Here is a 24,504-nt window from a genome sequence, read left to right as displayed (position 1 = left end):
CCTGGCCCAGGGAGGGTCTGATGACTCCGCAGGGCACTCCCCTACGGGCTACGCCGGACTTTTTCAACGCAATTCATTCAAGGTCAATAAATTCTCGGTCGCCTTGGTTGTCTATTTACCTTCTTTACTCGTGCTTGACTGTTCCGTAGCTACGCGGGTAGCGCCCTGTGATCAATCCGTGCTTTACGTCGGACCAACAGGACTAATCGGTCAATAAGTTCGATATGCGGACGCCTGTGTGTCGACATGCGTACATCGACCGGTCGCAATCCAACGTTTCGGCATCGTTACGCGGAGATCCATTGCGCCCTTCACGCGTGATCGCCGACCGGCCCCCGGCGGGGCTGCGCGCATCCGGATGATCTGTCCCTCTAAAGGCTCCATAACGGAGGGCCGCGTATGCGCTATGTGTCTTTTCGGTCGATATTGACCGATAGGTGATCGGTTGGTGATCGACAGGTACGGAGGAGGCACGCCATGCGCGGAGCCACGCACGCCCGACGGGCCGTCTGCGCGGTGGCGGTGGGGCTCGCCGCGACGGCCTGCGGGGGCAGCGCCAGCGGGAGCGGCGGCGCGGTGCTCAGCTCCTCCTGGGGCGATCCGCAGAACCCGCTGGAGCCGGCGAACACCAACGAGGTGCAGGGCGGCAAGGTCCTCGACATGATCTTCCGGGGTCTGAAGAAGTACGACCCGAAGACCGGCGCGGCCCAGAACATGCTCGCCGAGAAGATCGACACCACGGACTCGCGGAACTTCACCATCACCGTCAAGGGCGGCTGGACCTTCTCCAACGGCGAGAAGGTCACCGCCAAGTCCTTCGTCGACGCCTGGAACTACGGCGCCGGTCTGAGGAACAACCAGAAGAACGCCTACTTCTTCGGCTACATCGAGGGCTACGACAAGGTCCACCCGGACAGCGGCTCACAGAGCGCCGACACCCTGTCCGGTCTGAAGGTCGTCGACGAGCGGACCTTCACCGTCAAGCTCAACCAGAAGTTCTCGGGCTTCCCCGACACCCTGGGCTACGCGGCCTTCGCACCGCTGCCCCGGGCGTTCTTCACCGACCACGCGGCCTGGGTGAGCAAGCCGGTGGGCAACGGGCCGTACGCCGTCGAGTCGTACATCAGGGGCTCGCAGATGTCCCTGACGAAGTGGGACGGCTACCCGGGCGCGGACAAGGCGCAGAACGGCGGCGTGACCCTCAAGGTCTACACCGACAGCAACACCGCCTACACCGACCTGATGGCCGGCAACCTCGACCTCGTCGACGACGTGCCCGCCGCACAGCTGAAGAACGTCAAGAGCGACCTCGGCGACCGCTACATCAACACCCCGGCCGGCATCCTCCAGACCCTCGCCTTCCCCTACTACGACAAGGAGTGGGACAAGAGCGGTTCGGAGAAGGTCCGCACGGGCCTGTCCATGGCGATCAACCGCAAGCAGATCACCGACACGATCTTCCAGCGGACCCGCACCCCGGCCACCGACTGGACCTCGCCCGTCCTCGGCGTGGACGGCGGCTACAAGGAAGGCCTGTGCGGACACGCCTGCGACTACGACCCCGCCGAGGCCAAGAAGCTCGTCAAGGAAGGCGGCGGTCTGCCCGGCGGGCAGGTCAGGATCACCTACAACGCGGACACCGGCTCGCACCGGCAATGGGTGGACGCCGTGTGCAACTCCATCAACAACGCGCTCGGCGACGACAAGGCCTGCGTCGGCAACCCGGTCGGCACCTTCGCCGACTTCCGCAACCAGATCAGCCGGCACAGGATGCCGGGGCCGTTCCGCGCCGGCTGGCAGATGGACTACCCGCTCATCCAGAACTTCCTGCAGCCGCTCTACTACACGGGCGCCTCCTCCAACGACGGCAAATGGTCCAACAAGGAGTTCGACCGGCTCGTCGACCAGGCCAACGCCGAGACCGACACGGACACGTCGGTGCGGACCTTCCAGCGGGCCGAGGAGGTCGTCCGGGACAACATGGCCGCCATCCCGCTCTGGTACCAGAACGGCAGCGCGGGCTACTCCGAACGGCTCTCGAACGTGGCCCTCAACCCGTTCAGCGTCCCCGTCTACAACGAGATCAAGGTCGGCTGAGCCGCCATGGGGCGCTACGTCGTCAGGCGTCTGCTCCAGATGATCCCGGTGTTCGTCGGGGCCACACTGCTGATCTTCCTGATGGTGAACGTGATGGGCGACCCCGTCGCGGGCCTGTGCGGGGAGCGGCAGTGCGACCCGGCGACGGCCGCCCAGCTGAAGAAGGAGTACGGGCTCGACAAGCCGGTGTGGCAGCAATACCTGACCTACATGGGGCACATCTTCACCGGCGACTTCGGCACCGCGTTCAACGGCCAGCCGGTCACCGAGCTGATGGCGACCGCGTTCCCCGTGACCATCCGGCTGACGATCGTGGCGATCCTCTTCGAGATCGTCATCGGCATCACCCTGGGCGTGGTCACCGGGCTGCGGCGCGGGCGGCCCGTCGACACCGGTGTGCTGCTGACCACGCTCGTCGTCATCTCCGTGCCGACCTTCGTCACCGGCCTGCTGCTCCAGCTGCTGCTCGGCGTCGAGTGGGGCTGGATCAAGCCCTCGGTCTCCCCGGAGGCCGGCTTCGGCGAGCTGATCGTGCCCGGTCTGGTCCTGGCCTCCGTCTCGCTCGCCTACGTCACCCGGCTGACCCGGACCTCCATCGCCGAGAACAAGCGGTCCGACTACGTCCGCACGGCCGTCGCCAAGGGCCTGCCCAGGCATCGCGTGACCACCCGGCACCTGCTGCGCAACTCGCTCATCCCCGTGGTCACCTTCATCGGCACCGACATCGGCGCCCTGATGGGCGGCGCGATCGTCACCGAGCGGATCTTCAACATCCACGGCGTCGGCTACCAGCTCTACCAGGGCATCCTGCGCCAGAACACCCAGACGGTCGTCGGCTTCGTGACCGTGCTCGTGCTGGTGTTCCTGGCCGCCAACCTGCTCGTCGACCTCCTCTACGCCGTACTCGACCCGAGGATCCGCTATGCCTGAGCAGCCGTACGAGCCCGAGCGCGCCGTCGCGGGCACCGGCATGGGCGGGGCGATGGACCTGGCGGCGAGCGAGGCGGTGACGCTGGAACAGCGTCCATCGGCCGGGGAGCCCGGGGGGCCCGAAGGGACGGGCCCGCAGGCCAAGCCGCGCAGCCTCTGGTCCGACGCCTGGCGGGACCTGCGCCGCAACCCCGTCTTCCTCGTCTCCGGGCTCGTCATCCTCTTCCTCGTCGTCATCTCCCTGTGGCCCTCGCTCATCGCCTCCGGCAGCCCCCTCCAGTGCGACCTCGCCAAGGCCCAGGAAGGCTCCCAGCCGGGCGCCCCGTTCGGGTACGACGGACAGGGGTGCAACGTCTACACACGGACCGTCTACGGTGCCCGTACGTCCGTCACGGTCGGCGTCTGCGCCACGCTCGGGGTCGCGCTGCTCGGGTCCGTGCTGGGCGGGCTCGCGGGGTTCTTCGGCGGGGCGTGGGACTCGGTCCTGTCCCGCGTCACCGACATCTTCTTCGCGATCCCGGTCGTGCTCGGCGGCCTCGTCCTCCTCTCCGTGGTGACCAGCAATACGGTCTGGCCGGTCATCGGGTTCATGGTGCTGCTCGGCTGGCCGCAGATCTCCCGCATCGCCCGCGGCTCGGTCATCACCGCCCAGCACAACGACTACGTCCAGGCCGCCCGCGCCCTCGGCGCCTCCAGCCCGCGCATCCTCCTGCGGCACATCGCGCCCAACGCCGTAGCGCCGGTGATCGTCGTCGCCACCATCGCGCTCGGCACCTACATCGCCCTGGAGGCGACCCTGTCGTACCTGGGCGTCGGCCTGAAACCCCCCAGCGTCTCCTGGGGCATCGACATCTCCGCCGCCTCCCCCTACATCCGCAACGCCCCCCACGCCCTCCTCTGGCCCTCCGGCGCCCTCGCGATCACCGTCCTCGCCTTCATCATGCTCGGCGACGCGGTACGCGACGCCCTCGACCCGAGGCTGAGGTGAGGGGGCGTGCTGGTGGGAGTGCGTGGGCTGTGCGGGGGGTTCCGGGCGATGGCGCCGGGGTGGTCGACGGCGTCGGGCTCGGGGCGGGCGCGGAGCCGGCGGCGGCGCTTTGCGGGCCGGGCCGGGGGAGGGCTTGTGCTGGTGTCCGCCCTGCCGTGGCCTTCAAGGGCGGCGGCGATCGCCGTGCCGGTCCTCGTCATGCTCGGCGACGCGGTGTGCGACGCCCTCGATCCGAGGCTGAGGTGAGCGGTCGTGTTGCTGGACGTGCGTGATCTGTATGTGGAGTTCCGGACGCGGGACGGGGTCGCCAGGGCCGTCAACGGGGTGAACTACGGGGTGGACGCGGGGGAGACACTGGCGGTGCTCGGCGAGTCGGGGTCGGGGAAGTCGGTGACCGCGCAGGCGGTCATGGGGATCCTCGACATGCCGCCCGGGAGGATCACCGGGGGCGAGATCCTCTTCCGGGGCCGGGACCTGCTGACACTGAAGGAGGAGGAGCGCAGGAAGGTCCGCGGCGCCGAGATGGCCATGATCTTCCAGGACGCGCTGTCGTCGCTGAACCCCGTGCTCTCGGTGGGCGACCAACTCGGCGAGATGTTCGTCGTGCACCGGGGGATGTCGAAGAAGGACGCCCGGGCCAGGGCGGTCGAGCTGATGGACCGGGTACGGATCCCGGGCGCGGCGCAGCGGGTGCGGGACTATCCGCACCAGTTCTCCGGCGGCATGCGCCAGCGCATCATGATCGCCATGGCGATGGCACTGCAGCCGGCGCTCATCATCGCCGACGAGCCCACCACCGCCCTCGACGTCACCGTCCAGGCCCAGGTGATGGACCTGCTGGCCGAGTTGCAGCGCGAGTACCGCATGGGGCTGATCCTGATCACCCACGACCTGGGGGTGGTCGCGGACGTGGCCGACCGGATCGCCGTGATGTACGCGGGGCGGATCGTGGAGTCGGCCCCCGTCCACGACATCTACAAGGCGCCCGCGCACCCGTACACCCGGGGCCTGCTGGACTCCATCCCGAGGTTGGACCAGAAGGGCCAGGAGCTCTACGCCATCAAGGGCCTGCCGCCGAACCTCGCGCACATCCCACCGGGCTGCGCCTTCCACCCGCGCTGCCCGATGGCCAGGGACGTGTGCCGGACCGACGAGCCACCGCTGTACGAGGTCGCCGAAGACCGGGGGAGCGCCTGCCACTTCTGGAGGGAGTGCCTGCATGGCCGTCTCGACGACTGAGCCGATCCTGGAGGTCAGCGGGCTCGTCAAGCACTACCCGCTGACCCGGGGGATCCTGTTCAAGAAGCAGATCGGCGCGGTGAAGGCCGTCGACGGCGTCGACTTCCGCCTGGACCGGGGCGAGACCCTGGGCATCGTCGGCGAGTCCGGCTGCGGCAAGTCCACGGTCGCCAGGCTGCTGTGCAACCTGGAGCGGCCGACGGCGGGTTCGATCCGGTTCAAGGGCGAGGACATCACCCGGCTGTCCGGCCGGGCGCTGAAGGCCGTACGGCGCAACATCCAGATGGTCTTCCAGGACCCCTACACCTCCCTCAACCCCCGGATGACGGTGGGCGACATCATCGGGGAGCCGTACGAGATCCACCCCGAGGCGGCCCCGAAGGGCGACCGGCGCAGAAGGGTGCGGGAACTGCTGGACGTGGTCGGCCTCAACCCCGAGTACATCAACCGCTACCCGCACCAGTTCTCCGGCGGCCAGCGCCAGCGCATCGGCATCGCCCGCGGGCTGGCGCTGCGCCCGGAGATCATCGTCGCCGACGAGCCGGTGTCGGCCCTGGACGTGTCGGTGCAGGCGCAGGTCATCAACCTGCTGGACCGGCTCCAGGCGGAGTTCGAGCTCAGTTACGTCTTCATCGCCCACGACCTGTCGATCGTGCGGCACATCTCCGACCGGGTCGCGGTGATGTACCTCGGCCGGATCGTGGAGACCGGCAGTGACGAGGAGATCTACGAGCACGCCACGCACCCCTACACCCAGGCGCTGCTGTCCGCCGTGCCCGTTCCCGACCCCGACGCCCGGGCACACCGCGAGCGGATCATCCTCTCGGGTGACGTCCCGTCCCCGACGAACATCCCCTCCGGCTGCCGCTTCCGCACCCGCTGCTGGAAGGCACAAGAGCGCTGCGCCCTGGAGGTGCCGGCCCTCGCGGTCCCCGACGAGTTCCGCCTCACGGCCGGTCCGGCGGCGCACGACTCGGCGTGCCACTTCGCGGAGGAGGCCGTATCGGTCAGGCGCTCCGCGCCGGGTGTGATGCCCGTGGAGGAGCACGGCAACGGGCCGGGATGACATGGCGCACCCCGGCCCGTTTACGGCACCCGCACGGCCGTACGCTGTTCAGCCTGGCGCGTCCGTATATCGGTACCGCTTCCGTGAAGTTGCCTGCGTGTTAACGCAGTTCGCGGGTGTTTGCCCCGCTATGCCAGTGAACGCTGGAGGAAGTCCAGCTGGAGCCGCAGCAGGTTCTCGGCGACCGACTCCTGCGGCGTCATGTGCGTGACGCCGGACAGGGGCAGCACCTCGTGCGGGCGTCCGGCGGCCAGCAGGGCCGAGGACAGGCGCAGGGAGTGGGCGACCACCACGTTGTCGTCCGCCAGCCCGTGAATGATCATCATCGGTCGGCGCGGCTCGGCCGGGTCGACCAGTCCCGCGTCGTCGATCAGCGAGTTGCGGCGGTAGACCTCCGGCCGCTCGTCCGGGTGCCCGAGATACCGCTCCTGGTAGTGGGTGTCGTACAGGCGCAGGTCGGTGACCGGGGCGCCCACCACCGCCGCGTGGAAGACGTCCGGGCGGCGCAGCACCGCGAGCGCCGCCAGATAGCCGCCGAAGGACCAGCCGCGGATGCCGACCCGGTTCAGGTCGAGCGGGAAGTCGGCGGCGAGCGCCTGGAGCGCGTCCACCTGGTCCTGCAGCACGACCTCCGCGAGGTCGTCCCGGACGGCCTTCTCCCAGGCGGGGGAGCGGCCAGGGGTGCCCCGGCCGTCGGCGACGACCACCGCGAAGCCCTGGTCGGCGAACCACTGCGAGGTCAGGTGCGCGTTGTGCGCGGCGACCACGCGCTGGCCGTGCGGACCGCCGTAGGGGTCCAGGAGGACCGGGAGGGGAGTGTCGGAGTGGTAGTCCCGTGGCATAAGCACGGCGCACGGAATTCGGCGTGCGCCCCCCTGGGTAAGTGTCACGCGCGGGGACAAACCGGGATCTTCGGCGTACGACGTGACAGTCGCCGTTCGTTTTCCGTCACGCAGCACCTGTACATGGGTGCCCGGACGGTCAAGCGTGGCGGAGGCCAGCACGGTTACGCCCCCGGCGCGCACGGCCGAGTGCACACCGGGCTCCTGCGACACGCGCTCCACACCGAGTTCGTTGACCCGGTAGACATGGACCTCGCCGGTTTCGGCGGACTCCGCCTCCTCACCGGCCGACGCCGTGACCAGCACGTCGTCGGCGGTGACGTCCAGCACCGCGCGGATGTGCAGCTGCGCTCCGGTCAGCGGGCGTTCACCCACCGCCAGCACCCGCGCGCCGCCCTCGTCGGCGACCCGGACGAGCTGTCCGGAGGGGCTCCAGCAGGGCACTCCGGGGAAAAGTTCCAGCCAAGTTGGATCTTCATCGGCGTGCACCATCCGGGTCGTCCCCGCGTCCGGGTCCACGGCCAGGATCAGCTGGCTGCGCTGGTCCCGCGCCTGTACCAGGAGCAGAGCCCCCGCGTCTGACCAGTGCACACGCGCCAGGTACGGGTAGCGCGCCCGGTCCCATACGACCTCCGTGCGCGTGCCGTCCAGGCGGATCACGAACAGGCGGACCTCCGCGTTTGGGGTCCCGGCCGCCGGGTACGCGACGTGGTTTGGCTCACGCCCCGGGTGCGCCGGGTCGGCGATCCACCACCGCTGCACCGGCGTGTCGTCCGCGCGCGCCACGAGCAGCCGGTCCGACTCCGGGGCCCACCAGAAACCCCGCGAACGCCCCATCTCCTCGGCCGCGACGAACTCGGCCAATCCATAGGTGACGCCCTCCGACTCCGGCTCCGCCAGCGCCCGGTCGCCCTCGCCCTCGGCGCCCACCACCCGCAGGGCGCCCCCGGCGACGTACGCCACGTGCCGTCCGTCGGGCGCCGGGCGCGGGTCGATCACCGGCCCGGGGACAGGGAGTTCACGCGCCGTCCCGGCCCGCAGCTCGGCCGTGAACAGCCGCCCTGACAAGGCGAAAGACGCCAACTCCACGGCCGCGTCGGTGGCGTAGCCGACGATGCCGGCCCCGCCCTCGCGGCTGCGCTCACGGCGCGCCCGTTCCTCGGCCGACAGCTGTTCCGAGGCACCTTGGAGCAGGGCGCGCGGGTCGGCCGCCACGCGCTCTTTGCCGTCCGACACATCGAGTACCCACAGGGAGTTCGCCCGGTCCGTGCCGGAGGGCGAGCGCAGGAACACGACCCGCGAACCGTCGGGCGCCACGGTGAACGAGCGCGGCGCGCCGAGGGAGAACCGCTGGGTGCGGGCGTGTCGTCGGGGGAAGGAGTCAGGCTCGGTCGTCATGCCCTGACCATATTGGCCATGCGCCCCCTTGTGCGGCCGTGCGCCGAGCGATGCGCGAGTACGGATAGTTATGATCACTACCGCTGGGTGGGTATGAACCTGCTGGCTTCTGTATGGAATTGCTGGATCGATCTACAACCCCCATAGTCCGACCCCCCGCGTCCCTGGGATCTTTGGAGGTGAGCCGCCGTGGCACTCTCGATTTCGGCGGTGGTGCTGCTGGCGATCATCGTCTTCCTGCTGGTCAAGAAATCAGGCTTGAAGGGCGGCCACGCGGTCGTCTGCGTCCTCCTCGGCTTCTACCTCGCCTCCTCGACCGTCGCCCCCACGATCAACGAGCTGACGACCAACGTCGCCAGCATGATCGGCAGCATCAAGTTCTGACCCGGGAGCGGCCCGGGCCTGCGCCGCGCTGTCAGAGGCGCCTCGTAGGGTGGGACGCATGACGGAACCACCCGCCCGGCGTCTGCTGCTGGTGCACGCGCACCCGGACGACGAGTCGATCAACAACGGCGCGACCATGGCCGAGTACGCGGCCCGGGGTGCCCGGGTGACCCTGGTCACCTGCACCCTCGGGGAGCGTGGCGAGGTCATTCCGCCGGAGCTGCGGCACCTGACCGGTGCCGCCCTGGGTGAGTACCGCCTGCGCGAGCTCAGCGCCGCGATGGGCGAGCTGGGCGTCGCGGACTTCCGCCTGCTCGGCGGTGCGGGCCGGTACGGGGACTCCGGGATGATGGGCCTCCCGGACAACGACGACCCCGGCTGCTTCTGGCAAGCCGACGTCGACGAGGCCGCGGGACACCTCGTCGAGGTGATCCTGGAGGTCCGCCCCCAGGTCCTCGTCACCTACGACGAGAACGGGGGGTACGGCCACCCGGACCACATCCAGGCTCACCGCGTCGCCATGAGAGCCGTGGAGCTGGCCGCCGAGGCGGGCTGGCGGATCCCCAAGGTCTACTGGAACCGGGTCCCGCGCCCGGTCGCCGAGGCCGCCTTCGCCCGGCTGAAGGACGCCCTGCCCGGCCTGCCCTTCGCCAAGTCCGCCGCCGTGGAGGACGTACCGGGCGTGGTCGACGACGACCGGATCACCACCGCGCTCGACGGCGCCGCCCAGGCCGCCGCCAAGGCCGCCGCCATGCGCGCGCACGCCACCCAGATCGAGGTCGCCCCCGACGCGCCGTACTTCGCGCTCTCCAACGAGCTCGCGCAGCCCCTGTTCACCACGGAGTACTACGAGTTGGTGAGCGGCGAGCGCCCGGCGGCGCGGGAGACCGATCTGTTCGCCGGGACCGAGGAGGCGTCATGAGCGGGGCAGGCCGGGGCTCGATGCTCGCCCAGCCGTTGCAGCGCCCTTCCGGCGGACGGATCGCCGCCGGCCTGGGGCTGTTCCTGCTCGGCGCGGTGGCCGGCCTGGCCGGGACGCTGGTGCAGGCCGGCTGGTTCCCGGGCGGGCTGCTGCTCGCCCTGGCGGGCGCGGCCGGATCGTTCCTCGGTGGGGCGCGCGTCCTGGGCAGCCGCGCCGGGGCGGTCGCGCCGGCGGCCGGCTGGGTCATCGCCGTCATCCTGCTCACCGCTGGCCGTCCCGAAGGGGACTTCCTGTTCGGGGCGGGTGGCGGCTCCTACCTGTTCCTGCTGGGCGGGATGGCCCTGGCTGTGATCTGCGCCACCCTTGGCCCCGGGCGGCAACCCCGGGCCGATGCCGCCCGACTTGGCAAGTGACGTACCACTTCGCCATGCGGCGCGCGTGCGTATCCGGTGTGGGTTTCCCCAGCGGTCGTGGGATAAGCGCCAGAAGTGGCCAGTATGGTGGTGCGCGCCGCCGAGCTGCCCGCGTGAGGTCGAGACGGGCGGCGGAGCCAACCGGGAGAACCTGCCTTGAGTCGTGAAACTGACACTCCGTCCTCCGGGCCCAACGGGCGCGGCGGAGCCGCATACCCCTCGGGCACGCCGCCGTACGGGACCCCCATGGTTTCCGACGACGGTACGGACGCGGCCCGTTCGGCCGCGCAGCCGGAGGAACGCAAGACCGAGACCACGCTGACGACGCGCATCCGGATCAACATCCCCGGATCGCGGCCGATTCCGCCGGTCGTGATGCGCACGCCCGTCGCGGACCCCGAGGCCGCGGCCGGTGAGGCGGACCCGGCCCCGAAGCCGGCCGCCGCCGCGCCGTCCACCGGCACCGTCGAGCCGTCCGCCGAGCCCGCGGCACCCGCCGACGAGAAGCCGAGCGACTGGTTCGCGCCCCGCAAGTCCGGCCCGGGCAAGGGCGGTCAGAGCGGCGGCGGTACGAACGGGGCCGGTCTGCCGGGCGGTTCCGCCGCCGGCGGTGCGACGGGCGCGGGCCCGGGTCCCGCGGCTGCCTCCGGTGGCACGCGTCCGGGTGGGCCTGGTGCCTCTGGTGGCGCGCGTCCGGGCAGCGGCCGTCCCGGTGGCGTGGTCGGCTCCATGAGCGTGCCGGGCGGTTCGCGGCCCGGGGGGACGAACGGCGCGGGGCTCCCCGGTGGGGCCACCGGCGGCCCGGTGGCGCCCGGGCACGGTGGCGGCACCGGCTCCTTCGACGTGACCGAGGCGCTGGCCGCGGGCCCGCTGGGCAACGGCTCCCGCCCCGGCTCCGGCGGCAGCGGCGAGCCGCGCCGCGACGAGCTGCCGTACTTCTCGGAGAACGGCCGCGGCGGCCAAAGCGGCCTCGGCGGTACGAACGGTCAGGGCGGCCCGGCCGGACCCGGCGGCCCCAGCAACCGCAACGGATCCCACGGCCGCGGCGGCCCCGGCGGACCGCAGGGCCCCGCGGGCCCGACCGGCGGCCCGGTCACCGGGGACGGCCCGCTGGTGCCCCCTGTCGGCGGCGGACCGGGCGGACCGGGTGGACCCGGCGGCCTGGGCGACATCGGCATGGACCCCGGCACCGCGTTCGACGCCCACGACTTCAACGGCCCGGGCGGCCCCGTCGCCCCGGGCGCTCCCGGCGGCTCCCGCCCGGCGCCCGGCACGGCCCCCGGCATGGGTCCCGGCGCGGGCCGTGGCCCCGGCGGCGGGATGAGCGACGACACCGCGATCCTCACCCCGCAGAAGCCGGCCCCCGAGCCCGGCACACCCGGTTACGGCTCCCCGGCGGACAACGTCTCCGGGCACACCGTCACCAGCGGCATCCCCATCGTCCCGCCCGGCGCGAAGTCCCCGTTCGGACCGGGCGAGCGCACCGACGGGCCGCTGCCGCACACGCCCCCCAAGCTGCCCGAGCCGGCCGCGCAGAACGTGCCGCAGTCGAAGCCCAAGAAGAAGAAGGGCCGCAGCAAGCTGGTCCTGCTCGGCGGCGGCGTGGTCATGCTCGCCGGTGTCGCCTACGGCGCCGGACTGCTGATGAACCACTCCGACGTGCCCAAGGGCACCACGGTGCTCGGCGTCGACATCGGCGGCGGCACCCGCGACGAGGCGGTCAAGAAGCTCGACGACGCCTTCGGCGACCGGGTGAACAAGCCGCTGAAGCTGTCGGTGGGCGGCAGGACGGTCTCCCTCACGCCGGATCAGGCGGGCCTGCAGTTCGACTTCCAGTCCACGGTCGGCGCCGCGGCGAAGAGCGACTACAACCCGGTCTCCGTGATCGGCTCGCTCTTCGGGCAGCACCGGGTCGTCGAGCCGGCCATGCCGGTCGACGAGGAGAAGCTCCAGGCGGCCCTGGAGGACGCCGGCGGCGGCTCCGGCTCGGTCACCGAGGGCACGATCAAGTTCGACGCCGGCAAGGCCGTCGCCGTGTACGGCAAGGCGGGCAAGGCCATCGACGCCGGCCGGGCCACGCAGTCGGTGGAGGACGCGTACCGCGCCGAGGTGGAGACGGGCACGGCGACCCCGGTCACGGTGCCGACCACCACCAAGCAGCCGACGGTCTCCAACGCCGAGGTCGACCGGATGATGAAGAAGTTCGCGGAGCCCGCGATGTCGGGCATCGTGACGGTGCAGACCGACGCCGCGCACACGGTCAAGTTCAGCCCGCAGAACTCGCTGTGGAAGTTCCTCCGGGTGACGGCGGTCGACGGCAAGCTGGTCGACGCCCCCGACAAGGCGGCCCTGAAGGAGCTCTACGGCCAGACCTTCGACGGCGTGCTGATCACCCGGGGCAACGGCAAGAAGACGGCTGTCACGCCCGAGGACGTCTACCTCAACCTGCGCAAGGCGCTGATGAGCAGGACCAACCGGATCGCCGTCATCGACACGGACCCGAACTAGGGCCTGCCCGGCGGACGGAGGGGGCTCCCGGTGATCACCGGGAGCCCCCTCCGCCATGTCACGCCCACCACGTGACATCTGTCATCCGGCACTCAGGACCGCCGACACTGACGGCCCCACGGCCCCCGCGGCCAGCATGGACGCATGACAACGACAGCTGCGGCCACCACCACCCCGGTGGTCGGGTTCGACCAGGTGAGCAAGACGTACGGGAGCACACGGGCGGTGGACGGGCTCTCGCTCCGGCTGTACCCGGGGGAGACCGTGGCCCTGCTGGGCCCGAACGGCGCCGGCAAGTCCACCACCCTCGACCTGCTGCTCGGCCTCAAGCACGCCGACGGCGGCACGGTCAGCGTCTTCGGCACCAGCCCGCGCGAGGCGATCGTCGCCGGGCGGGTGGGGGCCATGCTGCAGAGCGGCGGGCTGATGGACGAGGTCACCGTCGCCGAACTGGTCGGGCTCGCCTGCTCGCTGCACCCGAGGCCGTACAAGGCCACCGACGTGCTCGCCCGCGCCGGTATCTCCCAGATCGCCGACCGCAAGGTCAACAAGCTCTCCGGCGGCCAGGCACAGCGGGTCCGCTTCGCCCTCGCCACCGCCGGCGACAGCGACCTGATCGTCCTGGACGAGCCGACCACCGGCATGGACGTCTCCGCCCGCCAGGCCTTCTGGGCCACCATGCGCGAGCAGGCCGACCAGGGCCGTACGGTCCTCTTCGCCACCCACTACCTCGAAGAGGCCGACGCCATCGCCGACCGCGTCCTGGTCCTGCACCGGGGCCGGCTGCTGGCCGACGGCACCGCCGCCGAGATCAAGGCCAAGGCGGGGGCGCGGCGGGTCTCCTTCGACCTGGAGGGCGAGATCGACGAGGCCGCCCTGCGCGACCTGCCGTTCCTCAGCGGCATCACCGTGTCCCCGAGCGGCCCGGCCGCGGGCTCCGGCCAGACCGTCCGCATCCAGTCCACCGACGCCGACGCCACCGTGCACGCCCTGTACGGGCTCGGTGTCTACCCCCGCAACCTCGAAGTCGCCGGGCTCGGGCTCGAGCAGGCCTTCGTCGCCATCACGGAGGCCGAGGAGGCCAAGGAGGTCACGCAGTCGTGAACAGCCTGATCAAGCTGGAACTGGCCCGCGCGCTGCGCAACCGCAAATTCCTGTTCTTCTCGGTGATCTACCCCTCGATCATCTTCCTCATCTTCGCGGGCAGCGCCGGCACCACCGAGAAGGTCGACGGCACCGGACTGACCGTGGCGACCTACCTGATGGTCTCCATGGCCTCCTTCGGTGCCCTGACCGCCGTCCTGATGGGCAACAGCGAGCGCATCGCCAAGGAACGGGAGAGCGGCTGGGTACGGCAGCTGCGGCTGACCCCGCTGCCGGGCCGCGGCTACGTGCTCGCCAAGACCGCGAGCGCGGCCGTGGTCAGCCTGCCGTCCATCGTCGTCGTGTTCGTCGTCGCGGCGGCCGTGAAGGACGTACGCCTGGACGCCTGGCAGTGGGTCGCCCTCACCGGCGTCATCTGGGCGGGCAGCCTGGTCTTCGCCGCGCTCGGCGTCGCCCTCGGCTACGTCGCCTCCGGGGACGCGGTCCGCCCCCTCACGATGATCATCTACTTCGGCATGTCGATCCTCGGCGGCCTGTGGATGCCGTCCACGACCTTCCCGCAGTGGCTGCAGGACATCGCCGAGTGGCTGCCCACGCACGCGTACGCTGCTCTGGGACGGGCGATCGAACAGAGCCAGGCCCCGCACGCCCAGGACATCGCCGTCCTCGCCGTCTACTTCGTCCTCTTCGCGGGCGGCGCGGCCTGGCTGTACCGGAAGGACACGCTGAAGGCGTGAGTGCCATGACGCGAGACCCGCGATCCGACGCACCCCGGGCGGAGCGGCTGATGCGCATGGGGCAGCCGCCCCGCAACCGGGCCGAGCTGCGGCGCAAGGTGCTGTGGATCGGCGTCTGGCTGGTGTTCCTCAGCTCGCCGGTGAAGGACCTGCTCTCCGGGCACCACACCACCAGCGGCACCGTGGCGGGCTGGATCGGCCTCACCGCCTTCGTCGGGGTGTACCTGTCGCTGGTCTTCCGGAACATGGGCAAGCCCTTCACCGGACGCGTCGTCGCCCTCATCCTGGTCCTCGGCGCGCTCGCCACCCTGCTGTGCCTCACGCTCGGCGGCCACTGGCTGGGCCTGTACTGCTACGTGTCCGTCGCCTGCGGGTCCACCCTCCCGCTGCGGGTGGCGTACGGCGCGATCCCGGCGACCACGGGTGTGATGCTGCTGGCCGGCAGCCAGGTCGACCGGGAGGAGGCCGAGAACCTGGTCCTCCTGGTGCTGCTGATCGGGTTCGCCATGACCGGCGTCGGCCAACTGGTCCGCACCACCATCGAGTTGCGCAAGGCCCGCGCCACCGTCGCCCAGCTCGCCGCCAACGAGGAGCGGCTGCGCCTCGCCCGCGACCTGCACGACCTGCTCGGCCACTCGCTCTCCCTGATCACGCTGAAGAGCGAGCTGGCGGGCCGGATGCTGCCCGACCACCCCGACAAGGCGGCCCAGCAGGTCGCCGACATCGAACAGGTCAGCCGCCAGGCGCTGGTCGACGTCCGGGAGGCCGTCACCGGCTACCGGCGCCCCCGCCTGGCCGCCGAACTCGCCGGCGCCCAGGTCGCCCTGACCGCCGCCGGGGTCGTCGCCCAGGTGCCCGCCGAACCGGACCTCGACGGCGTCCCCGAGGAGGCCGAGTCCACCCTCGCCTGGGCGCTGCGCGAGGCGGTCACCAACGTCGTACGGCACAGCGGCGCAGGCCGCTGCACGGTGGAGGTGCTGCGGCGCCAGACCCTGGACGGCCCCGTCCTCGAACTCGCCGTGGAGGACGACGGGTCGGGCGGCTCCGGCAAGGGCCCCGGCAACGGTCTGACCGGTCTGACCGAACGTCTGGAGAAGGCCGGCGGCACGCTTGAGGCGGGCCGGGTCAGGCACGGCTTCCGGCTGGTCGCCCGCGTCCCCACGGCCACCGCGGTGGCCATAGGATCCGGGGCATGAGCAGCATGATCAAGGTCCTCCTCGCCGAGGACCAGTCGATGGTCCGGGAGGCGCTGGCCGCCCTGCTGGGCCTCGAGGACGACATCGAGGTCGTGGTCCAGGTGTCGCGCGGGGACGAGGTGCTGGCCGCCGCCCGCGAACACGGCGTGGACGTCGCCCTGCTCGACATCGAGATGCCCGGCTGCACCGGCATCGAGGCCGCCGCCCAGGTCCACCGGGAGCTGCCCGCGGTCAAACTGGTCGTGCTCACCACCTTCGGCCGCCCGGGCTATCTGCGCAGCGCCATGGAGGCGGGCGCCGACGCCTTCCTGGTCAAGGACGCCCCCGCCGCCCAGCTCGCCGCGGCCGTGCGCAAGGTCCTGGCCGGCGAGCGCGTCATCGACCCCACCCTCGCGGCGGCGGCCCTCGCCGAGGGCGCCAACCCCCTCACCGACCGCGAACGCGAGGTCCTCCGCGCGGCGGCCGACGGCTCCACCAACGCGGAACTGGCAGCCGCCCTGCACCTGTCCCAGGGGACGGTACGCAACTACCTCTCGACGGCGATCCAGAAGCTGGCGGTGCGCAACAGGGCGGAGGCGGTCCGGACGGCCCGCGAGAAGGGCTGGCTGTAGCGCCCCGCGGTCAGTTGAGCATCGCCCGCGCGGCATGGGCCTGCTCCCGCACGCGGGCCGCCGCCGTCTCGTCCACCGCGTCCACCACCTCGGCATACGCGTCCAGTTCGGCCGCGCCCCCGACGAAGTCCCCTCGCTGCACGAGCAGTTGCGCCCGCTCGTAGCGCAGGCGGGCCGGATGCGACGGCAGCAGCAGCGACAACTCCACGGCCCACAGCGCCACGTCCGACCGCTCGGGCCGGGTCGCGGCCCACGCCCGGATGTTGTTCAGGATCCGCAGCACCACCTCCAGCGGATCAGCGGGCACCAGCATCCCCGGATCCAGCGGAGCCCCCGTCGCCCCCGCGACGAGCAATTCCGCGTCCGTCCCCGTCAGCACCCGCCCCCCGTCGAAGGGATCGGCGAGCACCTGCTCGTGAGCCGCCCCGAACCCCACGACGAAGTGCCCCGGCAGCGCGACCCCGTACACCGGCGCCCCCGCCCGCCGGGCGACCTCCAGCCACACCACCGACAGCAGGATCGGCAGCCCGCGACGCCGCACCAGCACCTCGTGCAGCAAGGACGACTCCAGGCGCTGGTAGTCGGCGGCCGAGCCGCGGAACCCGCACCGGTCGCCGAGCAGCTCGCACAGCGCCACCGCCCACGCGCGCGGCCCGCCCGGCCTGAACGGCAGTCGCCCCGCCAGCCGGTCGAGCTCCATCTGCGCCGCGTCCATGCCGGCCTCGTCCAGCGAGCCGTCCGCCTGCGCGGCGAGCAGCAGGCACAGCGCCGACAGGTCGGGCCGTTCGGACCGGGCCTCCTCGGCGAACCGCTGCCGCAGCTCGGCGGACCGTTCGGGCGGGGGAGGGTACGGGGGACGCATAGCAGGCACATGCCCTTTCACGACGCACGACTCACGACACTGCGGGGGCGTCCGGCGCGCGGTAGTGGTGGTACGTGTGATGCGCGGTGAAGCCCAGCCCGGCGTACAGCGCCCGGGCCGCCTCGTTGTCCGCCTCGACCTGGAGCCAGGCCGCCGAGGCGCCCTCGTCCAGCGCCCGCCGGGCGAGCGCGGCCATCACCGTGGTGGCCAGCCCGCTCCGCCGCGCGTCCGGGTCCACCTCGACGGCCGCGAACCCGGCCCAGCGCCCGTCCACCACACACCGCCCGATGGCGAGCGGCGCGCCACCGCCCTCCCCGGGTACCGTCGCGAACCACACCGACGGCCCTCTGCCCAGCACCGTCAGGGCCACCTCACTCACCCCTTTGCGCTGATACCGCGCCAGCCACGCCTCGTCCACCTCCCGGGCCAGCACCACCCCGGTGCCCTCCGCCCGGTCGGCGACCGGCGCCAGCGCGCCGATCCACAGCTCGGCGGTCACCTCACGCACCCAGCCCCGCCGCTCCAGCTCCGCGCAGAGCAGCTCCTGGGTGCCCTCGGCGCCGGTGGCGGTCTGGATGTACGCGGGGAGCCCGCGCTCGCCGTACCAGCGTCGTACGGCCGCCAGGGCCGCGTCGAGGGGCAGACCGGGATCCCCCGCCGGAAGCACACTGTTCGCCCGCCGGGTGAAGCCCACCCGTCGCCCGGCCACCGCCCCCCACGGACGCGCTTCGCGCGGCACCTCCTGCACTGCGGCCCGCAGCTCCCACTCGCCCAGCCGCTCGCTCTCCACCGGCCGCCACGCCCGGGAGGCGACGTGCGCCAGCTCGGCGTAGGAGGCGGCGGGCCCCCGCCGCCGCGCCGGCGCGGCGGGTACGACCTTGCCCGCCACCAGCGAGGACTCCGGAATCCGGACACTCCGGCCGTCCCGCTGTGTGATCAGCAGCACGCCGTCGTCCCATGATGTGAGAACACCCACCGTGTCGGTGAACTTCTCTCCCGGTGCTTCAGTGTCGCTCAAGCGCCGCACCGAGACCCGTTTGCCCACGTCAGCAGCGGTGACACGGACCTCGAAGCGCCCAGCGGCCGAGATTTCCACAGGTCAGTTCACCCCTCCTGTTCGGATCATGCCCAAGAACGGAGATACTAGGGGCGGGCATCGACGACGCCGCGCTCCCGCGCGCCAGGCGGCGGAGCCTGAGGAGGCCCGCCAGCGCCCTATCGAGGAGGAACGACAGCGTGACCTACGTCATCGCGCAGCCTTGTGTCGACGTCAAGGACAAGGCGTGCATCGAGGAGTGCCCGGTCGACTGCATCTACGAGGGCCAGCGGTCCTTGTACATCCACCCGGACGAATGCGTCGACTGTGGTGCCTGTGAGCCGGTCTGCCCGGTCGAGGCGATCTTCTACGAGGACGACACTCCGGAGGAGTGGAAGGACTACTACAAGGCGAACGTCGAGTTCTTCGACGAGCTCGGCTCTCCCGGCGGTGCCAGCAAGCTGGGGCTGATCGAGCGCGACCACCCCTTCGTCGCCGCGCTCCCGCCGCAGAACCAGTAAGAGCGGCCCGCATTCGCGCCGCCTCGGTCCCGTACGGCCAGATCAGCCCTGATCGCCGCCGCACGGGACCGAGGCGTTTGCCGTAACAGGCGTTCGCCGTGAAAGAAAGTGAGCCTGATCCCGTGTCCGCAGTCTCCGACCGCCTCCCGACCTTCCCCTGGGACAAGCTGGAGCCGTACAAGAAGACGGCCGCCGAGCACCCCGACGGCATCGTCGACCTGTCCGTCGGCACCCCGGTCGACCCGGTCCCCGAGCTGATCCAGAAGGCCCTGATCGCCGCGGCCGACTCCCCGGGCTACCCGACGGTCTGGGGCACCCCGGCGCTGCGCGACGCGATCACCGGCTGGGTCGAGCGCCGCCTCGGCGCCCGCGAGGTCACCCACCGCCACGTCCTGCCGATCGTCGGCTCCAAGGAACTGGTCGCCTGGCTCCCCACCCAGCTGGGCCTCGGCCCCGGCGACAGGGTCGCCTACCCGCGGCTGGCCTACCCGACCTACGAGGTCGGCGCCCGCCTCGCCCGCGCCGACTACGAGGCCTACGACGATCCGACGGCGCTGGACCCCGAGGGCCTGAAGCTGCTCTGGCTGAACTCGCCGTCGAACCCCACCGGCAAGGTCCTCGCCGAGGAGGAGCTGACCCGGATCGTGGCCTGGGCCCGCGAGCACGGCGTGCTGCTGGTCTCCGACGAGTGCTACATCGAGCTGGGCTGGGAGGCCGACCCGGTCTCGGTCCTGCACCCGGACGTGAACGGTGGCTCGTACGACGGCCTCGTGGCCGTGCACTCCCTCTCCAAGCGCTCCAACCTGGCGGGCTACCGCGCGGCCTTCCTGGCCGGCGACCCGGCCGTCCTCGGCCCGCTCCTGGAGATCCGCAAGCACGGCGGCATGATGACCTCCGCCCCCACCCAGGCGGCGGTCGTGGCGGCCCTGGGCGACGACACCCACGTCCACGAACAGCGCGAGCGCTACGCGGCCCGCCGCACCGCCCTGCGCGACGCCCTGGTCTCCCACGGCTTCCGCATCGAACACAGCGAGGCCAGCCTCTATCTGTGGGCCACGAGGGACGAGTCCTGCTGGGCCACGGTCGCCCACCTGGCCGAACGCGGCATCCTCGTGGCGCCGGGTGACTTCTACGGCCCGGCGGGGGACACGTTCGTACGCGTCGCGCTGACGGCGACGGACGAGCGGGTCGCGGCCGCGGTGCGGAGGCTCGCCGAGTAGCGCGCGCACACGGTGAAGGGGCCCAGGTAAGAACCCTGAGCCCCCTGTCACCGGCCGGAACCGGGCGCTCAGCCGAGCGGCAGACCCTGCGCGGGCAGCGAGGACGTCGGCAGGCCGCCCTTGGTCGCGGTCGACGCGGTGTCGGCCAGCGCACCGCCGGCGGTCCCGGCGGTCTTCTGCACCGCCGGCGCCGCCTTCTTCACGGCCTGGTCGCCGGTCTTGCCCGCGGCCGGAACCGTCTTCTTGACCGCCTGGCTGCCGGTGTCGCCGGCGAGCCCGCTGACGTGCTGCGCGGCGCCGTCCACGGCCTTGCCGGCGCCCGCCCCGTCCAGGGCGGACACCCCGCCGAGGTCCGGGGCGGCGGGCAGGTTCGTGGCCGCGCCGGCAGAGCCGGCCGCACCGACCCCGGCGGCCGCTCCCGCTGCTACAAGCAGCGCGGCACGGGCGATCCGGCGGGTCAGGGGGAGGGACATGATGCTCCTTCGCGGAAGGGAACGGATGAACTGGTCGTCCGGACTCGGACGCAGTGACTACCGCTCGAGTCCCGCGAAGGTTGCGGAGGCCGAAGGTAAAGACTTGATAACGCATCGCATTATCTACTGTGGATAAAAGCGGGCAAAGGGTGCCCGTCGGGGCCTTCCGCAGAATCCTTACGGCCCGGTCGCCCCAAGGGGTTGACGGACCGCGAGGGTGACCGCGCGAATACCTGCGCGCCCGGTACTCCCCACCCGCCCGGCGCAACCCCGACGAGTGAGCGTCCGCACTACTGCCCGGTCTCGATCCGCACGGCACCCGCGGACGCCTGCGCACCCCCGGCGCCCGACGATCCGGCGGCCCGCCACCGGCTGTCCGTGCTCCCGGCGGCCCACTCCTGCCCGGCGTACGACACCCGCTGGATGTGCAGCGCCGAGGAGTTGGCCACCGCCCAGTGCGCCAGCTGCCAGCCGCGCTCCCGCGCGGTCCGCTTCGGCTTCGTACCGTCCGCCCCCGCGTCGGTGGGCACCGGCACGGTCACGGTCCGCCCGCGCGCCTCGGCGGTCACCCCGGGGGACGGCGTCGCCGCTTTCCCGCCGCTCACCTCGGCGCCGGCCTCCTCGAACGCGTCGCGCCCGAAGTCCCGGACCAGCGCGGCCCGCACCGCGGCCGGACCGAGGGCCGCGACCTGGGTCTCCGGCCGCCCGTCGCAGGTCAGCGTGGCCGCCGCCTGCCCCGTCAGGGCCGCGGCGAGCAGCGTGGCGTCCGGCTCGTGCTTGGCGTACGCCTCCGGGTAGCCGCTGCGCTGCACGCGCTGCGCGGCCACGGTGAGCGGCAGCTTCGCGTAGTCGGTGACCTTGGCCAGGTGCTCGTAGAAGATGCCCGCCGCGTACGTCGGGTCCATGATCTGCTTCTCGGTGCCCCAGCCCTGCGAGGGCCGCTGCTGGAACAGGCCCAGCGAATCCCGGTCGCCGTGCGCGATGTTGCGCAGCCCCGACTCCTGCAGCGCGGTCGCCAGCGCGATGGTCACCGCCCGCTCGGGCATGTCCCGCCCGGTGCCGACGGCGGCGATCGTGGCCGCGTTCACCGCCTGCTCGGGCGTGAACTCGTACGACGCCCCGTCGTCGCCGGTCGCGACGACCTTGCAGCCCGGAGCGCCGGCGCCTCCGGTCACGTACTGCACCACGAGGTAGCCCGCGACGGCCAACAGGACCACGAAGGCCGCCCCGAAACGGAAGAGGCGGCCGCGACGTTTGGGAGTGGGGGACGGCTCTGACACGCGTAGAGGGTACTGGAGCCCGCTGTGGCCCCGCGCCGGGTACGGGTGGCAGGTTAGGGTCGGCTCCATGGCCGACACCACCCTTGACCTCACGCAGGACGCCGCCGCGCTCACCGCGCGACTGGTCGACTTCCCCTCGGAGAGCGGCACCGAGAAGCCGCTCGCGGACGCGGTCGAGACCGCGCTGCGCGCGCTGCCGCACCTGACGGTCGACCGGTACGGCAACAACGTGATCGCCCGTACGAACCTGGGCCGGGCGGAGCGGGTGATCCTGGCCGGCCACATCGACACGGTCCCGATCGCGGACAACGTGCCCTCGCGGCTGGACGAGGAGGGCGTGCTCTGGGGCTGCGGCACCTGCGACATGAAGTCCGGGGTGGCGGTGCAGCTGCGTATCGCGGCGACGGTCCCGGCCCCCAACCGCGACCTCACCTTCGTCTTCTACGACAACGAGGAGGTCGCCGCCGACCTCAACGGCCTCAGGCACGTCGCCGAAGCCCACCCGGACTGGCTGGCGGGCGACTTCGCGGTGCTGCTGGAGCCCTCTGACGGCCAGGTCGAGGGCGGCTGCCAGGGCACCCTGCGGGTCCTGCTGAAGACCACGGGCGAGCGGGCCCACTCGGCGCGCGGCTGGATGGGCTCCAACGCGATCCACGCGGCGGCCCCGATCCTGGCCCGCCTGGCCTCGTACGAGCCGCGCTACCCGGTCATCGACGGCCTGGAGTACCGCGAGGGACTGAACGCGGTGGGCATCACGGGCGGCGTGGCCGGCAACGTCATTCCCGACGAGTGCGTGGTCACGGTCAACTTCCGCTACGCGCCGGACCGTACGGAGGAGGAGGCGATCGCGCACGTCCGCGAGGTCTTCGCCGGCTGCGGTGTCGAGGAGTTCGTGGTGGACGACCACAGCGGCGGGGCCCTTCCGGGGCTGTCCCACCCGGCGGCGGCGGAGTTCATCGAGGCGGTGGGCGGCACTCCGCAGCCCAAGTACGGCTGGACGGACGTGTCCCGCTTCGCGGCGCTCGGCATCCCCGCCGTCAACTACGGCCCCGGCAACCCCCACTTGGCGCACAAGCGGGACGAACGGGTGGACACGGCGAAGATCCTGGCGGGCGAGGAACGGCTGCGCGCCTGGCTCACCGGACACGCGTAAGTCCCCCGTCCGTAACCCCCGGCGATCTACGCTGAGGTGGAAAGACCTGGCAAGCGGAGGGAGCGCTACATGGCTACCGGCAACCCCGAGGGCAAGAAGCAGCCACCGGAGGAGCAGCGCCTGGGACCGGTCCTCCGGCGGCGAAGCCAGGTGACCTCGAGCACGACGGACCAGCGCCTGCTGGACGAGCGCGCCCCCAGCGACTGGGTCCACACGGACCCCTGGCGTGTGCTGCGCATCCAGTCGGAGTTCATCGAGGGCTTCGGCACCCTCGCCGAACTCCCGCCCGCCATCAGCGTCTTCGGCTCGGCCCGTACGCCGGTGGACTCGCCCGAGTACGACGCCGGCGTCCGCCTCGGCCGGGGGCTGGTGGAGGCCGGCTGGGCGGTGATCACGGGCGGCGGCCCCGGAGCCATGGAGGCGGCCAACAAGGGCGCCAGCGAGGCCGGCGGCATCTCGGTCGGCCTCGGCATCGAGCTGCCGTTCGAGCAGGGCCTCAACCCCTATGTCGACATCGGCCTCAACTTCCGGTACTTCTTCGTCCGCAAGATGATGTTCGTGAAGTACGCCCAGGGTTTCGTGGTCCTGCCGGGCGGCCTAGGCACCCTCGACGAACTCTTCGAGGCCCTCACCCTCGTCCAGACCCAGAAGGTCACCCGCTTCCCCATCGTCCTCTTCGGCAGCGAGTACTGGGGCGGCCTCATCTCCTGGCTCCGAAACACCCTCATCGCCCAGGGCAAGGCAGCCGAGAAGGACCTCCTCCTCTTCCACGTCACCGACGAGGTCGACGAGGCGGTAGCCCTGGTATCAAAGGAAGCCGGCCGCTGACACACCCCCTGGGGGCTCCGCCCCCAGCCCCCCGGCCCGGTCGATGAGCAGGCACACCACCCCTCATCCCGCCCGGCACCCGAGCCCGATCCCCCCGAAGCGGGACCTGCGGCGCAGCCCGGCGGGGTGTTGGGGCGCAGCCCCGCGGGGGTCTGGGGCGGAGCCTTGGCGGGGGTTTGGGGGTGCAGCCTCGGCGGAGGTCTGGGGCGCAGCCCCGCGGGGGTCTAGGGCGGAGCCATGGCGGGGACTGGGGCGGTAGCCCGCGGAGGTCTGGTGGCGCAGCCCCGCCAAGGTCTGGTGCGGAGCCCTGACCAGGGTCTGGGTGCAGCCTCGGCGGAGTTCTGGGGCGCAGCCCCGCGGAGATCTAGCGCGGAGCCCTGGCGGGGACTGGGGCGGTAGCCCTACGGAGGTCTGGGACCGGAGCCTCGGCCGGGGGGCTGGGGCGGTAGCCCCGCGGAGATCTAGCGCGGAGCCCTGGCGGGGACTGGGGCGGTAGCCCGCGGAGGTCTGGTGGCGCAGCCCCGCCAAGGTCTGGGGCGGAGCCCTGACCAGGGTCTGGGTGCAGCATTGGCGGGGTGCTGGGGCGCAGCCTCGGCGGAGGTCTGGGGCGCAGCCCCGCGGAGATCTAGCGCGGAGCCCTGGCGGGGACTGGGGCGGTAGCCCTACGGAGGTCTGGGACCGGAGCCTCGGCCGGGG

The 24,504-nt window shown here is 71.9% G+C and carries 22 protein-coding genes and 1 pseudogene; 18 read left to right on the top strand and 5 right to left on the bottom strand.

The genetic code is table 11. The features are described 5' to 3' along the window. Positions 1 to 477: 477 nt before the first annotated feature. The 6 genes and pseudogenes from ACZ7L0_RS05910 to ACZ7L0_RS05885 all read left to right on the top strand — a co-directional run bounded on the left by ACZ7L0_RS05910 (position 478) and on the right by ACZ7L0_RS05885 (position 6,320). A complete protein-coding gene (locus tag ACZ7L0_RS05910) occupies positions 478 to 2,097 on the top strand; it encodes a peptide ABC transporter substrate-binding protein (protein WP_471241181.1) in 1,620 nt (539 codons plus the stop codon). A gap of 6 nt (positions 2,098 to 2,103) precedes the next feature. Then, a complete protein-coding gene (locus tag ACZ7L0_RS05905) occupies positions 2,104 to 3,027 on the top strand; it encodes an ABC transporter permease (protein WP_471241180.1) in 924 nt (307 codons plus the stop codon). Continuing rightward, positions 3,020 to 4,015: an ABC transporter permease gene (locus ACZ7L0_RS05900; RefSeq protein WP_471241179.1), complete on the top strand. Its 996-nt coding sequence runs from the start codon at positions 3,020 to 3,022 to the stop codon at positions 4,013 to 4,015. Before ACZ7L0_RS05905 ends, ACZ7L0_RS05900 begins: the two co-directional genes overlap by 8 nt. 147 nt (positions 4,016 to 4,162) lie before the next feature. Continuing rightward, positions 4,163 to 4,261 (top strand): annotated as a pseudogene (locus ACZ7L0_RS05895) (ABC transporter permease); the annotation flags it as partial. A 6-nt stretch (positions 4,262 to 4,267) separates the two neighbouring features. After that, positions 4,268 to 5,254, top strand: a complete 987-nt coding sequence (locus tag ACZ7L0_RS05890) for an ABC transporter ATP-binding protein (protein WP_471241178.1) — start codon at positions 4,268 to 4,270, stop codon at positions 5,252 to 5,254. Continuing rightward, positions 5,235 to 6,320 carry an ABC transporter ATP-binding protein gene (locus ACZ7L0_RS05885; protein WP_471241177.1) on the top strand — a complete coding sequence of 362 codons (1,086 nt, stop codon included), beginning with the start codon at positions 5,235 to 5,237 and terminating at the stop codon, positions 6,318 to 6,320. The genes ACZ7L0_RS05890 and ACZ7L0_RS05885 overlap by 20 nt, the downstream gene beginning before the upstream one ends. A gap of 128 nt (positions 6,321 to 6,448) precedes the next feature. Here the strand turns inward: ACZ7L0_RS05885 and ACZ7L0_RS05880 are convergent, their stop codons facing one another. Further along, positions 6,449 to 8,560, bottom strand: coding sequence for a S9 family peptidase (locus ACZ7L0_RS05880; RefSeq protein WP_471241176.1), 2,112 nt, complete (start codon positions 8,558 to 8,560; stop codon positions 6,449 to 6,451). Between the two features lie 189 nt (positions 8,561 to 8,749). On the opposite strand from ACZ7L0_RS05880, the gene ACZ7L0_RS05875 reads away from it, so the two are divergent. From ACZ7L0_RS05875 to ACZ7L0_RS05840, 8 genes are all read left to right on the top strand, one after another. After that, positions 8,750 to 8,944 carry a hypothetical protein gene (locus ACZ7L0_RS05875; RefSeq protein ID WP_391840431.1) on the top strand — a complete coding sequence of 65 codons (195 nt, stop codon included), beginning with the start codon at positions 8,750 to 8,752 and terminating at the stop codon, positions 8,942 to 8,944. Positions 8,945 to 9,002: 58 nt separating this feature from the next. Then, the gene (gene mshB, locus ACZ7L0_RS05870; RefSeq protein ID WP_471241175.1) at positions 9,003 to 9,866 is read left to right on the top strand and encodes an N-acetyl-1-D-myo-inositol-2-amino-2-deoxy-alpha-D-glucopyranoside deacetylase; all 864 of its coding nucleotides are present in this window, start codon (positions 9,003 to 9,005) and stop codon (positions 9,864 to 9,866) included. Beyond that, the gene (locus ACZ7L0_RS05865) at positions 9,863 to 10,279 is read left to right on the top strand and encodes a DUF6113 family protein (RefSeq protein WP_471241174.1); all 417 of its coding nucleotides are present in this window, start codon (positions 9,863 to 9,865) and stop codon (positions 10,277 to 10,279) included. Before mshB ends, ACZ7L0_RS05865 begins: the two co-directional genes overlap by 4 nt. Before the next feature lie 156 nt (positions 10,280 to 10,435). Beyond that, positions 10,436 to 12,787 (top strand): hypothetical protein, encoded by a 2,352-nt coding sequence (locus ACZ7L0_RS05860; RefSeq protein ID WP_471241173.1) that lies wholly within the window; start codon positions 10,436 to 10,438, stop codon positions 12,785 to 12,787. A gap of 144 nt (positions 12,788 to 12,931) precedes the next feature. After that, positions 12,932 to 13,891 carry an ABC transporter ATP-binding protein gene (locus ACZ7L0_RS05855; RefSeq protein ID WP_471241172.1) on the top strand — a complete coding sequence of 320 codons (960 nt, stop codon included), beginning with the start codon at positions 12,932 to 12,934 and terminating at the stop codon, positions 13,889 to 13,891. Next, on the top strand, positions 13,888 to 14,628 hold the full coding sequence (locus tag ACZ7L0_RS05850; RefSeq protein ID WP_471241171.1) for an ABC transporter permease: 741 nt from the start codon (positions 13,888 to 13,890) through the stop codon (positions 14,626 to 14,628). The genes ACZ7L0_RS05855 and ACZ7L0_RS05850 overlap by 4 nt, the downstream gene beginning before the upstream one ends. A gap of 5 nt (positions 14,629 to 14,633) precedes the next feature. Then, a complete protein-coding gene (locus ACZ7L0_RS05845) occupies positions 14,634 to 15,824 on the top strand; it encodes a sensor histidine kinase (RefSeq protein ID WP_471241595.1) in 1,191 nt (396 codons plus the stop codon). Further along, a complete protein-coding gene (locus ACZ7L0_RS05840; RefSeq protein WP_471241170.1) occupies positions 15,821 to 16,435 on the top strand; it encodes a response regulator in 615 nt (204 codons plus the stop codon). Before ACZ7L0_RS05845 ends, ACZ7L0_RS05840 begins: the two co-directional genes overlap by 4 nt. Before the next feature lie 10 nt (positions 16,436 to 16,445). Here the strand turns inward: ACZ7L0_RS05840 and ACZ7L0_RS05835 are convergent, their stop codons facing one another. Together ACZ7L0_RS05835 and ACZ7L0_RS05830 are read right to left on the bottom strand one after the other, a co-directional pair. Next, positions 16,446 to 17,297: a transglutaminase family protein gene (locus tag ACZ7L0_RS05835; protein ID WP_471241169.1), complete on the bottom strand. Its 852-nt coding sequence runs from the start codon at positions 17,295 to 17,297 to the stop codon at positions 16,446 to 16,448. Between the two features lie 31 nt (positions 17,298 to 17,328). After that, positions 17,329 to 18,393: a GNAT family N-acetyltransferase gene (locus tag ACZ7L0_RS05830; protein WP_471241168.1), complete on the bottom strand. Its 1,065-nt coding sequence runs from the start codon at positions 18,391 to 18,393 to the stop codon at positions 17,329 to 17,331. 140 nt (positions 18,394 to 18,533) lie between these two features. Between ACZ7L0_RS05830 and fdxA the strand changes: the two genes are divergently transcribed. Both fdxA and ACZ7L0_RS05820 read left to right on the top strand, forming a co-directional pair. After that, positions 18,534 to 18,854, top strand: a complete 321-nt coding sequence (fdxA, locus tag ACZ7L0_RS05825; RefSeq protein WP_003973842.1) for a ferredoxin — start codon at positions 18,534 to 18,536, stop codon at positions 18,852 to 18,854. Between the two features lie 122 nt (positions 18,855 to 18,976). After that, positions 18,977 to 20,074, top strand: a complete 1,098-nt coding sequence (locus tag ACZ7L0_RS05820; RefSeq protein WP_471241167.1) for a bifunctional succinyldiaminopimelate transaminase/glutamate-prephenate aminotransferase — start codon at positions 18,977 to 18,979, stop codon at positions 20,072 to 20,074. Between the two features lie 68 nt (positions 20,075 to 20,142). Here the strand turns inward: ACZ7L0_RS05820 and ACZ7L0_RS05815 are convergent, their stop codons facing one another. Beyond that, the gene (locus ACZ7L0_RS05815) at positions 20,143 to 20,547 is read right to left on the bottom strand and encodes an ATP-binding protein (RefSeq protein ID WP_471241166.1); all 405 of its coding nucleotides are present in this window, start codon (positions 20,545 to 20,547) and stop codon (positions 20,143 to 20,145) included. A gap of 290 nt (positions 20,548 to 20,837) precedes the next feature. After that, positions 20,838 to 21,827 (bottom strand): heavy metal transporter, encoded by a 990-nt coding sequence (locus ACZ7L0_RS05810; RefSeq protein WP_471241165.1) that lies wholly within the window; start codon positions 21,825 to 21,827, stop codon positions 20,838 to 20,840. A gap of 67 nt (positions 21,828 to 21,894) precedes the next feature. Here ACZ7L0_RS05810 and dapE point away from each other — a divergent pair, with 67 nt between their 5' ends. Together dapE and ACZ7L0_RS05800 are read left to right on the top strand one after the other, a co-directional pair. After that, the gene (gene dapE, locus ACZ7L0_RS05805) at positions 21,895 to 22,980 is read left to right on the top strand and encodes a succinyl-diaminopimelate desuccinylase (RefSeq protein WP_471241164.1); all 1,086 of its coding nucleotides are present in this window, start codon (positions 21,895 to 21,897) and stop codon (positions 22,978 to 22,980) included. A gap of 69 nt (positions 22,981 to 23,049) precedes the next feature. Continuing rightward, complete coding sequence (locus ACZ7L0_RS05800; RefSeq protein WP_471241163.1) at positions 23,050 to 23,808, top strand: LOG family protein; 759 nt, start codon at positions 23,050 to 23,052, stop codon at positions 23,806 to 23,808. Positions 23,809 to 24,504 lie beyond the last annotated feature (696 nt).

This window comes from Streptomyces sp. NPDC039424, from assembly GCF_055639495.1.
The sequence above is the reverse complement of the archived record's forward strand: the minus strand, read 5'-3'. Positions and strand labels throughout refer to the sequence as shown.